This is a genomic window from Halomonas beimenensis, from assembly GCF_002549795.1.
Lineage (GTDB): Bacteria > Pseudomonadota > Gammaproteobacteria > Pseudomonadales > Halomonadaceae > Halomonas > Halomonas beimenensis.
The window spans coordinates 3019390-3032920 of the sequence record NZ_CP021435.1; the positions used below are offsets into that span (position 1 = coordinate 3019390).

Below are 13531 nucleotides of genomic sequence, written 5' to 3' on the forward strand. Positions count from 1 at the left end.
GCCCACTTGCCTAGCCGCGCTGGGGCAGGGCCCGGGCGAGGAACCAGCCGACGATCATGGCGCCGAGCATGGCGGCCAGTGGAGCGGTGATGCCGGCCACGGAGGCGAAGGCCGGGCCGGGACAGTAGCCGGACAGCCCCCAGCCGATGCCGAACAGCGCCGCGCCGCCGATCAGGCGGCCGTCCAGGTCGCGCCGGGTGGGCAGCTGGAAGGCCCCGGCGAACAGCGGGTTGGGCCGACGCAGGGCCAGCCGGTAGCCGAAGAAGTTGGTCACCACGGCGCCGCCGAGCACGAACATCAGGGTGGGGTCCCAGGCCCCCAGGATATCCAGGAACCCCAGTACCCGGGCGGGATCGGTCATGCCGGACACGGCCAGGCCGAGGCCGAACAGCAATCCGGCGATGTAGGCCATCAGGACGCTCATGCCCCACCTCCGATCAGATGCCGGACCACGAAGACGGTCACGATCGCCGCCACCAGGAAGGTCAGGGTCGCGACCATCGAACGCGGCGACAGCCGCGCCAGGCCGCAGACCCCGTGGCCGCTGGTGCAGCCGCTGCCGATGCCGGTGCCGACGCCCACCAGCAGTCCGGCGACGAGCATCAGGGCGACGCCGCCGGCGGGTTCGCCGATCACCGCCTCGGGGCGGCCCAGGACGTTGCCCAGCCCGCCGCCGTCGAGCGCCAGCGCCAGGGGGCCCGAGACGAGCCCCAGCAGGAAGGCCAGGCGCCAGGCGCTGTCGCCTTTCGGGCGGACGGTGACCAGGGTGCCGATGATCCCGCTGACGCCGGCGATGCGGCCCAGGGTGATCATCAGCCAGGTGGCCGAGAGCCCGATCAGGATGCCCCCGATCAGGCCGTGCAGGCTTGCCGTGATATCCAAGTCGTCGTTCCTCCTTGTCGGTGTCAGTGACGGGGCTTGCAGGTGCTGATGCCCAGCAGCGAGTAGAGGGGGCAGGTATTGAGCAGCCCCGTGGCCAGCGGGATCACCCCGATCCAGCCCCAGGCGCCGATGGTGCCGGTCAGGGCCAGCACGATGAGCAGGGCCCCGATCAGGATGCGCGCGATCTTGTCGATGCCGCCGACGTTCGTCTTCATGGTGAGACTCCTTGCTTGAGGGAAGCGCCGGACGGCTCGTCCGGCGCGGGGACGACCCCGGCGTCATCCCCGTGCAGGGCCCGCCAGGCGTCATAGGTGCTGAGGAAGATCCGGCCGGTCAGCTCCCGGTAGAAGTCGGTGTGCTCCAGGCGATCCATCACCGGCCCCTTGACCTCGGCCAGATGGAGGCTGACGCCGGCGTCCTTCAGCCGGTTGTTGATGGCCTCCAGGCTCTCCAGCGCCGAGGCGTCGATGACGTTGACCGCCTGACAGGCCAGCACGATATGGGCCAGGCCCGGCTGGCGGGCCGCCAGGGCCATGACGGTGTCCTCCAGGTAGCGGGCGTTGGCGAAATAGAGGCTCTCGTCGACGCGCAGGATGACCAGGCGCTCGTCGGTCTCCACCTCGTGGCGGCGCACGTTGCGGAAGTGCTCGCTGCCGGGCACCCGGCCCACCACGGCGCTGTGGGGGCGGCTGGTGCGATACAGGTGCAGGCCCAGGGACAGCGACACCCCCGCCAGGATGCCGCTCTCCACGCCATGGACCAGGGTCAGCGCCAGGGTCGCCAGCATGGCCACGCCGTCGGCCCGGGAATAGGCCCAGGTACGCTTGATGGCGCCCAGGTCGATCAGGGTGACCACGGCGACGATGATGGTGGCCGCCAGCGTCGCCTTGGGCAGGAAGGCCAGCGGGGTGGTCAGGGTGAGGGTCGCCAGCGCGATGCCGACCGCCGTGAAAGCGCCGGCGAGCGGCGTGGCGGCCCCGGCCTCGAAGTTGACCACCGAGCGGGAGAAGCCGCCGGACACCGGCGAGCCGCCGCTTCCGCCGGCACCGAGATTGGCCAGGCCCAGGGCGATCAGCTCCCGGTTGGGGTCGATGCGCTGGCGTCGCTTGGCGGCCAGGGTCTGGGCCACCGAGACGGACTCCACGAAGCCCACCAGGCTGATCAGCACCGCCGAGGGCGCGAGGCTCGACCACAGCCCCGGCTCGAGGCTCGGCAGGGCCAGGCTGGGCAGGCCGCTCGGCACCTCGCCGACCAGGGCCACGCCGCGTTCGCCGAGCCTCAGGGCCCAGGCCAGCAGGGTGGTGACGATCACCGCCGAGACCGGCGCGGCCTTGGCCACCAGGTCCGACGCCCTGGCGGACAGCCCCAGGCGGTGCAGCCCGCCCTTGAGATGCCGCCGGCACAGCAACAGGTACCCCCAGACCCCGCCACCGATGGCCAGGGTGATGACGTTCACTTCCCCGAGCGAGGCGATCAACGCCGAGAGCATTTCCACCAGGTTATGGCCGGAGGCCTCCACGCCGAGGATATGACGCAGCTGGCTGGCGGCGATCAGGATGCCCGAGGCGGTGACGAATCCCGAGATCACCGGGTGGCTCAGGAAATTGGCGAGGAACCCGAGACGCAGCAGGCCCATGGCCACCAGCACCAGCCCGGACAACGCCGCCAGCACCAGGGCCGCCCCCACGTACTCGGCGCTGCCGGGGGCGGCGATGCCGGAGAGCGCCGAGGCGGTCATCAGCGAGGCCACCGCTACCGGCCCCACCGCCAGGGTGGCGCTGGTGCCGAAGACCGCGTAGAGCACCAGCGGCAGCATGCTGGCATAGAGCCCCACCTCCGGAGGGAGACCGGCCAGCAGGGCGTAGGCCAGGGCCTGGGGCACCAGCATCAGGGTGACGATGACCGCCGCCAGCAGGTCGCGAGCCAGGATGTCGCGCCGGTAGCCGTGCAGCCAACCGATCAGGGGAAGCCAGCGTGAAGGGATCATCAGCCTCTCGCGGTCTGAGTGTCGTCTCGATCGGCATGGCGGCGGGCCGGCCTGGCCAGCCACTCATGCCCCTTGAGCATGCCGTTCCAGTACAGCCAGGGCAGTTGCTTGGCCTTGAGCCACCAGGCCCGCCGGGTCGCCCGGGTGCCGTCGTTGACCCAGCGCGGGAAGGTGGGCTGCAACTGGCCGCCGTAGCCGAACTCGGCCAGCACGATACGCCCCCGCTCCACGGTCAGCGGGCAGGAGCCATAGCCCAGGTAGGCCGCCAACAGGGGCTTGTCGTCCAGGGAGGCCAGCAGGTTTTCGGCCACCACCGGGGCCTGCTTGCGCACCGCCGCGGCGGTCTTGGCATTCGCGGTGCCGCTGGCGTCACCCAGGCCGAACACCGCCGGATGGCGAGCGTGCTGGAGCGTCTCCGGATCCAGATCCAGCCACCCGCCCTCGTTGCCCAGCTGCGACGCCGCGATAAAGGCTGGCGCCTTCTGCGGCGGCACCACATGGAGCATATCGAAGCCTCTCTCCACTTCGCGCTCGCCCTCGGCATCCTTCACGGCGAAACGCGCCCGGCGTGACGGGCCATCCACCTCTACCAGGCGATGGCCGAAGGCCGTCTCGATGCCATAGCGATCGATGTAGTGCTCCAGCGCGGGCACGTAGTCGGCGACGCCGAACAGCACCTCACCGGCGTTGCAGAAACTCACCTCGATGTCCCCCAGGCGGCCCTGGCGACGCCAGTGATCACAGGACAGGTACATGGCCTTCTGCGGCGCGCCGGCGCACTTGATCGGCATGGGCGGCTGGGTGAACAGCGCCCTGCCCTTCTCCAGCGACTGCACCAGCGACCAGGTATAGGGCGCCAGATCGAAGCGGTAGTTGGAGGTCACGCCGTGCTGGCCGAGCGTCGCTTCCAGTCCCTCGATGGCGCCCCAGTCGATCACCAGCCCCGGGGCCACCACCAGGCGGGTATAGCCGAGCCGGCGGCCATCCCCCAGCACCACTTCCCGGGCACCCGGGTCCACCCGCTCGGCATGGGCCGCGTACCAGGTCGCCTTGTCCGGGATGACGTCGGCCATGGGCCGCCGGGTGATGGCGGCAGAGAAGACGCCGCCGCCCACCAGGGTCCATCCGGGCTGGTAGCTGTGCATCTCGGCGGGCTCGACGATGGCGATGTCCAGATCGCCGCGGCGCCTCAGCAGGCTCGCGGTCACGGCGATGCCCGCCGCGCCGCCGCCGATCACGACGACGTCGTGGCGGCGGGACGAGGTCTGGGAGGTCGGATGTGGCATGGCGTGGCTCCGGGGTCGAGTTGTCGTTGTCGTGGCGGGCGCCGTCAGGCGTCCAGCATCTCGCGGATCGGCTGGGGATCGTGGCCGGCCGCGTGGGCGGCTTCCAGCAGCGCCGGGATATCGCAGCCCGGCTCGCGGGCCCGGGACCGGGCCCAGAGATGCACGGCTCGTCTCCCGGTGCGGCAGAACGCCAGGATCGGCGTCGGCAGCTCGTCCAGGGCGCGGCCGAAGGCCTCGATGTCCGCCTCGCCGTACTCGCCGGGCGTCACCGGGATGCAGCACCAGGCCAGGCCCAGGGCCTCGGCTCGCTCGCGAAGCGCACGGTCGTCGGGATGATCCTCCGCCTCGCCGGGACGGCGGTTGCAGATCACCGACTGGAAGCCCCGGCGCGCCACCTCGTCGAGATCGGCGACGCTGATCGCGTCGGCGATGGCCACCCCCGGCTCGAGTTGCTGAATCTTCATGGACGTCTCTCCTTCGGGATCAGAAGCGGTTGATCGGTACCTTGAGGTACACCTGGCCGTTGTCCTCGGCGGGAGGCATCTCGCCGGCGCGCATGTTGACCTGCACCGAGGGCAGGATCAGACGCGGCATGCCGAGGGTGGCATCGCGCTCGGTGCGCATCCTGACGAAGTCGTCCTCGCCGATGCCCTCGTGGACATGGATGTTGTGGGCACGCTGCTCGGCCACGGTGGTCTCGTGCTGGTATTCCTCGCGATCCGGGGCCTTGTAGTCGTGGCACAGGAAGAGCCGGGTCTCGCCGGGCAGCGCCAGCACCTTCTGGATGGAACGGTAGAGGGTGCGGGCGTCGCCGCCGGGGAAGTCGCAGCGCGCCGTGCCGTAGTCGGGCATGAAGAGGGTGTCGCCGACGAAGGCGGCGTCGCCGATCACATAGGTCAGGCAGGCCGGGGTGTGGCCCGGGGTGTGCAGCACCCGCCCTTCCAGGCCGCCGATCGCGAAGGTGTCGCCCTCCTCGAAGAGGCGATCGAACTGGCTGCCATCCCGGGCGAACTCGGTGCCGGCGTTGAAGGCCTTGCCGAAGATCTCCTGGACCTCGGTGATGCGCCCACCGATGCCGGTCCTGCCGCCGAGCTTCTCTTGCAGGTAGGGAGCCGCCGAGAGGTGGTCGGCATGAACATGGGTCTCGAGGATCCACTCGACGGTCAGGCCCTCGCCCTCGACATGGGCGATGATCTCGTCGGCGGAGCGCACGTCGGTGCGCCCGGCGGCGTAGTCGAAATCGAGTACCGAGTCGAGGATGGCGCAGGCATTCGAGTCCGGATCGCGGACCACGTAGCTGAAGGTATTGGTGGGCTCGTCGAAGAAGGCCTTGACGATGGGCTGCTGGGACATGGTGTGCCTCCGTTGGCCGCGAAGGATGGGGGACGGCGATCTCGGCGCGTCCCGGGTCTGCGGGTATGACCGCATGATAAACAAATAATTTAATCTAAAGTTAGACTTTTTTGGAATATGGGAGCCGGGAAAGATCGCCGGGCGCTATGATCCATGACTCGGGGACATGCAACGCCCCGGCGTTGAGCCATGGGGCGCCCGGCCACCCGGCATCGGTCCGGCCCCAGTCTTGACATTAGCGGGTGCTAGCCGGCGTTCCTTGACCTGCCGCAAGTTCGAGTCAGCGCCTTGCCGGGTCAGGGGAAGGGAGACATGGCGCCCCTGACGACGCGTCGGGGGCTGGGGTGCGAGGGAGGGAAGCGTCGTCGGAGACGAGGGGCGGTCAGAGCTCGATGCGCTGTCGGTAGGCAGGAATCTCGGCATCGATGCCGCTCCCGGCCAGCGCCGCCTGCAACGCCTGCTGGGCTCCGGGCTCGCCGTGCACCAGATAGAAGCGGGGATGGTCGCGGAAGGCGCCGGCCCAGCCGATCAGCTGGCGTTGACCGGCATGGGCGGAGAAGCCGCCCAGGGTGTGGACCCGGGCCTTGACGGCCAGCTCCTCGCCCAGCACCCGGACTCGCTCGGCGCCGTCGACGATCTGGCGGCCCAGGGTACCCTCCGCCTGGAAGCCCACGATCACCAGGCGGGTGCTGGGCCGCTCCAGGTTGTAGCGGAAGTGATGGACGATGCGCCCGCCGTTGCACATGCCGGCGCCGGCGATGACGATGGCCCCGCCGTGGATGCGGTTGATGGCCATGGACTCCTCCACGGTGCGCGTCAGGCGCAGGATCGGCAGGTACCGGCCGGGGTCGCCATGGGCGGCCACGTTGAGGACCTTGAGGTCATCGGGATCGAGTGCCTTGCGCTTGCGGGCATAGAGCTCGGTGACGCGGATCGCCATGGGGCTGTCGAGGAAGACCATCTGCTGGCGCAGCCGGCCTTCATGGTAGAGCACGCTCAGGTGGTAGAGGATCTCCTGGGTCCGGCCCACGGCGAAGGCCGGGATCAGCACGTTGCCCCCGTCCGCGTGTGCCTCCTCCAGCACCCGGGCGAACTCCTCGAGGGTCTCCTCCAGGGGGCGGTGATCCCGGTCGCCGTAGGTGCTCTCCATCAGCACCAGGTCGGCGTCATAGACCTTCTCGGGGTCCTTCATCAGCACCGAGGCGGGATTGCCCAGGTCGCCCGAGAACACCAGCCGGCGCTGCTGGCCGCCGGAGGGAATGCCCAGCTCGACGATGGCCGAGCCCAGGATATGGCCGGCATCACGAAACACCAGGGTCACGCCACCGGGCAGGTGCACGGGCTGGCCGTAGCCATGGGGCTCGCAGAGCGAGAGGGTCCGGGCCACGTCGTCCTCGTCGTAGAGCGGCTCGATGGCCGGCTTGCCGTTCCGTGCCCGCCAGCGATTCTCCCATTCGACGTCCTTGGCCATCACGAAGGCGGCGTCGACCAGCATGATCTCGAGGAGCTCGGCGGTGTCGGCCGTGCAATGGATCGGGCCTCGATATCCCTCCCGGACCAGCTTGGGCAGGAGCCCCGCATGATCCAGGTGGCCATGGGACAGCACCACCGCCTCGAGCTGCTCGACCAGGCGCCCGAAGGGCACGGCATTGGCCCCCTCGGCCTCGCGCCCGCCCTGGTGCATGCCGCACTCCAGCAACAGCTTGTGGGGCCGGGGATCGCCATCCACCTCGAGCAGATAGCGGGAGCCGGTGACTTCGCCCACCGCGCCCAGGAAGGTCAACGTCGACATGGCACCTCTCCTCGTCATCGGTTCGGTCCTTCCCGCTCAGCATAACGAAGCCCGTCGTTGACCGCCCGGCGTTCAAGTCTCCCGCGCGGTCGCCGATGAAGGAACGGCGAGGGCACGCCCTCGTTCGTGCCGCCGCCCTGGCCCCGTCTCGCCGACTTGAAAGGAACGCCCTGCCCATGTCCGCATCGCCACGCCCGCTCCTTCGCTGCGTCCTCGCCGCCGGCCTGGCCGTCGGCCTGACCGGCTGCGCCACCCTCTCGGAAGCGCCGGTACCGCCCACCACCCTGGACGAGGTCCTGACCACGGCGACGGCCGAGATGGTCGCGTCACAACCCCGCCTGGCGGAATACGATCCGCTGATCGCCACCACCCTGGTCGATATCGACGATCTGGGACGCTCCTCGACCCTGGGGCGCCTGGCCACCGAGATCGCCGCCGCCGCCCTGACCGAGGCCGGCCTGAGGGTGCGGGAGGTGCGTCTGCGCGGCAGCCTCTACGTCGAGGAAGGCACCGGCGAGCTGATGCTGTCGCGGCTGGCGCCGCGAATCGGGGTCGACCAGGGGGCCCGTTCGCTGCTGGTGGGCACCTACGCCGTGGGCGAGGAGAGCCTCTACCTGACCCTGAGGGTGGTGCGGGTGGGGGACGCCAATGCGATGGCCGCGACCACGATCCGCCTGCCGCTGACCAACGACCTGCGCGCCATGCTGAACGGCTGGTCGCCCTAACGGGCCTGGATCACCACCTCGACCCGCCGATTCCGGGCGCGTCCCTCGGGGGTGTCGTTGGCGGCGAGGGGGCGGGTGTCGGCCAGCCCCACGGCGCGCAGCCGGCCGGGCTCGACGCCGGCCTCGATCAGCGCCTCGACGATGGCGATGGCCCGGGCACTGGACAGCGCCCAGTTGGAGGGGAAGCGCGGCGTGCGGATCGGCCGGTCGTCGGTATGGCCCTGGACGGCCACCTCCCCGACGTGGCGAGCCACCACCTCGCGGAGGCGCTCGGCCACCAGGGCGCGGCCCGCCTCGGTGAGCTCGGCCTGGCCCGAGGGGAACAGCAGGCGATCCTCGACCCGCAGCCGCATGCCCTCCGGCACCCGCGAGACCTCCACGCCCTCCAGGTTCGGCAGGTAGGGAGCGGAGGCCACTTCCTCGGCGACCTCCCGGGCGGCCAGGGTCAGGCGTTCGCCGGCGGCCTCGGGCGCCGCCTCCACGCCGGCCGGCAGCCGATCGGTGAGGATCACCATGTAGTCGGCGAGTGGCGCCGAGAGTTCGATGCCGGAGGGCAGCGCCAGTCGGGGCAGCGACATGGCCGGAACGTCACCGGCCGGCGCTTCCGGGTGACTCGCCAGCAGCGTCGGCGGCGCGGGAGCGCGACGCGTCGGCAGGCCGGCCACGCCCAGGGCCGCGGTGATCGCCGTCGGCGCCAGCCCCGTGGACCGAGCCGGGGGCGGCGCCTCGGCCCGGGCCTGACGCAGGGCCGGCGGGAGGGGCACGCCGAACCGCGCCGGGGTGACCCCGTCCCCGGGCTCGGCCCCCGCCTCGCCTCCCTCGGGGGGTGACAGGCGATCGGAGAGGGCGATGACCAGCACGAAGAGCGCCACCAGCAGGGTCATCACATCGATGTAGCTGACCATCCAGCCCTGAGCGCTCTCATCCTCCCGCCCCGGAGGCAACAGGGACTCGTGCCGGGAGGGCCCACGGTGTTCCAGCATGACTCGACTCGGTCCTTCCTGCGAAGGCGCCAAGCCTAGCCCAGCCGCCCGGCACGCAAAGGGCCGAACAGGGCCCGCTTCCGGGCGCTGAATGCACGACGCCCCGTCCCGGACAGGCCGGGACGTCGACGGGGTCGGGCGCGGATCAGCGGTAGACGGGGAAGCGGCCGCAGACGTCCTCGACCTTGCCCTTGACCTCGGCCTCGATGGCGGCGGTGTCGTCGCCCCTGGCCATGACGTCGAGGATGTCGCAGATCCAGCCGGCCAGGTCGCGGCACTCGGTCTCGCCGAAGCCGCGGGTGGTCACCGCCGGGGTGCCGATGCGCAGGCCGGAGGTCACGAAGGGGCTCTGGGGATCGCCCGGCACGGCGTTCTTGTTGACCGTGATGTGGGCGCGGCCCAGGGCGGCGTCCGCATCCTTGCCGGTCAGGCCCTGCTTGACCAGGGACAGCAGGAAGAGGTGATCCTCGGTGCCGCCGGAGACGATGTCGAAGCCACGCTCGATGAAGACGCCGGCCATGACCTGGGCGTTCTTGACTACCTGCTGCTGGTAGGTCTTGAACTCGGGATCCATGGCTTCCTTGAAGCAGATCGCCTTGGCGGCGATGACGTGCTCCAGGGGGCCGCCCTGGCTGCCCGGGAAGACCGCGGACTGCAGCTTCTTCTCGATGTCCGCGTCGCCCTCGCTGGAGAGGATCAGGCCGCCACGGGGACCGCGCAGGGTCTTGTGGGTGGTGGTGGTCACCACGTGGGCGTGGGGCAGCGGCGTCGGGTAGACCCCGGCGGCCACCAGGCCGGCGATGTGGGCCATGTCGACCAGCAGGTAGGCGCCCACCTCGTCGGCGATCTCGCGGAACCTGGCCCAGTCGATGATCTGGGAATAGGCCGAGAAGCCGGCAATGATCATCTTCGGCTGGTGCTCGCGGGCCAGGCGGGCCACTTCGTCGTAGTCGATGCGGCCGTTCTCGTCGATGCCGTACTGCACGGCATTGTAGTGCTTGCCGGAGAAGTTCGGGCGGGCACCGTGGGTCAGGTGACCGCCGGCATCGAGGCTCATGCCCAGCACGGTGTCGCCCGGCTTGACCAGGGCCTGGAAGACGGCGCCGTTGGCCTGGGAACCGGAGTGGGGCTGGACGTTGGCATAGGAGGCGCCGAACAGCTCCTTGGCATAGTCGATGGCGAGTTGCTCGACGACGTCGACGTACTCGCAGCCGCCGTAGTAACGCTTGCCGGGGTAGCCTTCCGCATACTTGTTGGTCAGCTGGCTGCCTTGGGCCTCCATGACCCGAGGACTGGCGTAGTTCTCGGAGGCGATCAGCTCGATGTGCGCCTCCTGACGCGCGCTTTCCTTCTGCATCGCGTCGAACAGGGCGTCATCGAAACCGGCAATCTGCATATCACGGCTGAACATCGGCGGGGAACCTCGCGTCACGGGAGAATCGAAGGCCCTCATGATACCCCAGCCCATGGCGGCTTTCACATGAAAGCCCGTCATCCTGCGCCCCATCATTTCTTATGCTCGCTTAAGAAATCCTGAAGGCAGGGATCCTGGCAGATGCGCTGGCGCTTATCTCCCCTACGACTGACGCTTGTCTCCCACAGGATCCCAAGGTCCCATGGCGACTGAGGATCAGCGGGTCTCGACGCGCATCGACAGCTTGCTCGGCAGGGCCAGCGGGTCGGCGGCGAGGCTGTCCACACCGCTCTCGGCGGGCAGGGTCAGGTGCACCATCAATTCACTGGCCTGGCCCTCCATCATGTCCACCAGGCCGTCGAGGACGGCGCCGAACTCCGGTCCCAGCATGGTGCCGAAGCCCTTGGCCTGGGTGCGCGCCTGCTCCAGGAACTGGGCCTCGCCGATCCCCCGGCTGGCCGCCATGACGGCGGGCATGCGGCCGAAGAGCCCGAGATCGGTCAGGGTGGTCTCGATCTCGCCGCCGAGCAGGGTGACGCCCTCGAGATCGTCCATCCGGGCGAGGTAGGTCGACGGCTCCACGCCGTCCGGCAGGCGCACCGGCAGCTCGACGTCGAGATCCCAGCGGAAGGCGTCGCCGGCGCTGATCCGGCTCTCTCCGGCCAGCAGGGCCTTGGCGCCGAGGGCCTCCCAGTTGCCGTCGAACACGGCATCCAGGGTGAGCCGGCCGCTGCCGCCGGTGAGCACGTTGCTGGCCATGCGCAGCTGGGTCCGCTCCGCGGGCGGGGCCATCTCGATCATCCTCGCCAGGTCCAGCTCGAGCGACTCCAGCCGGACGCCCCCCTCGCCGTCGGTCATGTCGCCGTCGACGCTCAGGCTCGCCAGCTCGGCCACGAGGCGGTCGGCCTCGATGCTGAGGTCGTTCATCTCCAGGCGATCCAGGGTGGCATCCTCTTCCTCGCCGTCCCGCTGGCGCAGGCCCTCGATCCGCAGGGCGGCCAGCGAGAAGCGGCCGGCGCCGATGTCGCCTCCCTCCGACTCGCCGGCGATGCCGCTCATCTCCAGGCGGCCGACGGCCCGGCGCGACAGGTCGACGGCCTGCAGGTGCTCGACGGTGACGCGTCCCCGGGAGGCGGCCCGGGCCGGCCGGGGCTTCTTGCCGTCGGCGGAGGCAACTCCGCCGCCCTCCCCTTCCATGGCCAGGCCATCGATGGTCAGCTCGGCGGCCACGAAGGCCTCCTCCAGGGAGCGCCCCTCCCCCCACAACAGCGGCCCCTCGGGTTCGGCGACCCGCATCCGCTCGGCGGTGATCCGTCCCACGTCCTCCCCCCGGGCCTCGACGTTCAAGCCCTCCAGGATCACGGCATCGGGGGCATCGTAGTCGCCCTCGACGACGTAGCGGGCCACGCTGACCCGCTCGCCGCCCGGCTCGACGAAACTCAGGTCCTCGGCGGTGGTCCGGCCACCGAGCAGGCTGTCGGACACCTCGCCGAGGGTGAACTCGCCCGGCGTCCCGGCGAAGCGGGCGCGCAGGTCGGCCTCGAGGCGTTCGGCGTCGGCCAGGGCCGGGCCGGTGGACAAGGCCAGCATGGCCGCGAGCGCGGCGATCCGGGTCGTGGTCGTGAGCATGCGTCACCTCCCTGATGATCGAGCCCGCGGGACGTCAGCGCGGCGCGTCGAGACGCGCCTCCAGCAGGCGATTGACGTGATCCAGCACCGCCAGGCGAGCGCGGCGCTTGTCGTTGGCGTCGATCAGGGCCCAGCCCCCATCGACGCCATGAGTATGGGCGAACATCGCGTCGATGGCCTCTCGGTAGTCCTCCCAGCGCTCGCGGTTGCGCCAGTCCTCCTCGGTGAGCTTGTGACGCTTGTGGGGCGTCTCGGCCCGAGCCCGGAAGCGCCTCAGCTGCTCGTCCTTGTCGACGGCCAGGAAGAGCTTGCCCAGCACCGCCCCATGGGCCAGCAGCTGGCGCTCGAAGCGGCGGATCTCGCCGTAGGCCCGACGCCACGCCTCCGGCGAGGCCAACCCCTCGACCCGCTCGACCAGGACCCGGCCGTACCAGGAGCGGTCGAAGATGGCCACTCGCCCGTCCAGGGGCAGGCGTCGCCAGAACCGCCAGGCCCAGGGGTGAGCCCGCTCCTCGTCGCTGGGGGCGCCGATGCGGTGGACACGATAGAGGCGCGCATCCAGCGCCGAGGTCAGGCGATGGATGCAGCCTCCCTTGCCGGCGGCATCCTGCCCCTCGAAGACCAGCACCACGGGGATGCCACGGCGCTGGATCTCCCGGGCGTTGCCCGCCAGTCGAGCCTGGGCTCGGGCCAGACGCTCGAGGTAGTCGTCCTTGTCCATGGCCTTGTCCGTCGGCACGGGCAGATCCGCGAGCCGGGGCGGAGCCTCGGCCAGCGGGGTGACCGCCTCCTCCGGAGGGGTGACGCTGGGCAAGGGCCCGGCCATCGCCGTCACCAGACGACGCTCCACCGTCTTGGCCGGGGCATGGCGCGGCCCTCCCGCGAGACGCCGCCAGGGAGCGTGCTCGGCCTCGGTGGCCTCGCGCATCTCCCGGCCCAGGGTCTCCAGCACCCCATGCTGGAGGTGACGCTGCCAGTCATGGTCCTTGACCTGCCAGGCCCGGGACGGATCTCGCTGCAGGGCCTGGAGGTGGCGCCCCTGCTCCTCGGCATCGATGTCGAGCCACAGCTTGACCAGGGCGATGCCCTCGGCGGCGAGCTCGGCCTCGAAGGCACGGATCTCCGCCAGGTGGTCCCGGAAGGCGCCTGGCCCGATCCGCTGCTCCGCTCGGGCGAAGAGGGCATCGCCGTACCAGCCGTGCACGAAGACCCCGACCCGCCCCCGCGCCGGGAGGCGGCGCCAGTAGCGCCACCAGTAGGGACGGGCGCGTTCCTCGCTGCTCGGCGCCAGGGCATGCACCTCGGTGAGACGGTTCTCCATCCGATGGTTGAGCTCGTTGATCAGCGCCGTCTTGCCGGTGGCGGCATGGCCGGTGACCACCAGCACCACCGAGCGCGAGGCCTGGCGGGCCATCTCGAGCTGGGCGCTGAGCAGGCGATAGCGCAGCGATTCCTTCATACCTTCCTCCCTGATGGACGC

The 13531-nt window shown here is 70.4% G+C and carries 13 protein-coding genes; 1 reads left to right on the forward strand and 12 read right to left on the reverse strand.

All coding sequences use genetic code 11. From position 1 onward, the window contains the following. Nucleotides 1–10: 10 nt before the first annotated feature. From BEI_RS14080 to BEI_RS14115, 8 genes are all read right to left on the reverse strand, one after another. Entirely contained in the window at nt 11–424 is a 414-nt protein-coding gene (locus BEI_RS14080) for a DUF6691 family protein (protein ID WP_227644482.1), read from the reverse strand. After that, the gene (locus BEI_RS14085; protein WP_097790112.1) at nt 421–882 is read right to left on the reverse strand and encodes a YeeE/YedE family protein; all 462 of its coding nucleotides are present in this window, start codon (nt 880–882) and stop codon (nt 421–423) included. The genes BEI_RS14080 and BEI_RS14085 overlap by 4 nt, the downstream gene beginning before the upstream one ends. 23 nt (nt 883–905) lie before the next feature. Continuing rightward, the gene (locus tag BEI_RS14090; protein ID WP_097790113.1) at nt 906–1097 is read right to left on the reverse strand and encodes a YgaP family membrane protein; all 192 of its coding nucleotides are present in this window, start codon (nt 1095–1097) and stop codon (nt 906–908) included. Next, nucleotides 1094–2869, reverse strand: coding sequence for a SulP family inorganic anion transporter (locus BEI_RS14095; RefSeq protein ID WP_227644483.1), 1776 nt, complete (start codon nt 2867–2869; stop codon nt 1094–1096). The genes BEI_RS14090 and BEI_RS14095 overlap by 4 nt, the downstream gene beginning before the upstream one ends. Then, complete coding sequence (locus tag BEI_RS14100; protein ID WP_097790114.1) at nt 2869–4155, reverse strand: NAD(P)/FAD-dependent oxidoreductase; 1287 nt, start codon at nt 4153–4155, stop codon at nt 2869–2871. The genes BEI_RS14095 and BEI_RS14100 overlap by 1 nt, the downstream gene beginning before the upstream one ends. Nucleotides 4156–4199: 44 nt before the next feature. Further along, entirely contained in the window at nt 4200–4619 is a 420-nt protein-coding gene (locus tag BEI_RS14105) for a protein tyrosine phosphatase family protein (RefSeq protein WP_097790115.1), read from the reverse strand. 19 nt (nt 4620–4638) lie between these two features. Continuing rightward, the gene (locus tag BEI_RS14110) at nt 4639–5508 is read right to left on the reverse strand and encodes an MBL fold metallo-hydrolase (RefSeq protein ID WP_097790116.1); all 870 of its coding nucleotides are present in this window, start codon (nt 5506–5508) and stop codon (nt 4639–4641) included. Nucleotides 5509–5890: 382 nt separating this feature from the next. Next, nucleotides 5891–7300: an MBL fold metallo-hydrolase RNA specificity domain-containing protein gene (locus BEI_RS14115; RefSeq protein WP_097790117.1), complete on the reverse strand. Its 1410-nt coding sequence runs from the start codon at nt 7298–7300 to the stop codon at nt 5891–5893. 176 nt (nt 7301–7476) lie between these two features. Between BEI_RS14115 and BEI_RS14120 the strand changes: the two genes are divergently transcribed. After that, entirely contained in the window at nt 7477–8025 is a 549-nt protein-coding gene (locus BEI_RS14120; RefSeq protein ID WP_097790118.1) for a FlgO family outer membrane protein, read from the forward strand. Here BEI_RS14120 and BEI_RS14125 read toward each other — a convergent pair. The 4 genes from BEI_RS14125 to BEI_RS14140 all read right to left on the reverse strand — a co-directional run bounded on the left by BEI_RS14125 (nt 8022) and on the right by BEI_RS14140 (nt 13510). Then, nucleotides 8022–9008 (reverse strand): OmpA family protein, encoded by a 987-nt coding sequence (locus BEI_RS14125; protein WP_097790119.1) that lies wholly within the window; start codon nt 9006–9008, stop codon nt 8022–8024. The two genes, BEI_RS14120 and BEI_RS14125, sit on opposite strands and share 4 nt — an antisense overlap. A 145-nt stretch (nt 9009–9153) precedes the next feature. Continuing rightward, entirely contained in the window at nt 9154–10419 is a 1266-nt protein-coding gene (gene glyA / locus BEI_RS14130) for a serine hydroxymethyltransferase (RefSeq protein WP_097790120.1), read from the reverse strand. 219 nt (nt 10420–10638) lie between these two features. Next, nucleotides 10639–12051 carry a hypothetical protein gene (locus BEI_RS14135; protein WP_097790121.1) on the reverse strand — a complete coding sequence of 471 codons (1413 nt, stop codon included), beginning with the start codon at nt 12049–12051 and terminating at the stop codon, nt 10639–10641. 34 nt (nt 12052–12085) lie between these two features. After that, nucleotides 12086–13510: a polyphosphate kinase 2 gene (locus BEI_RS14140; protein WP_097790122.1), complete on the reverse strand. Its 1425-nt coding sequence runs from the start codon at nt 13508–13510 to the stop codon at nt 12086–12088. Between the last annotated feature and the right edge of the window lie 21 nt (nt 13511–13531).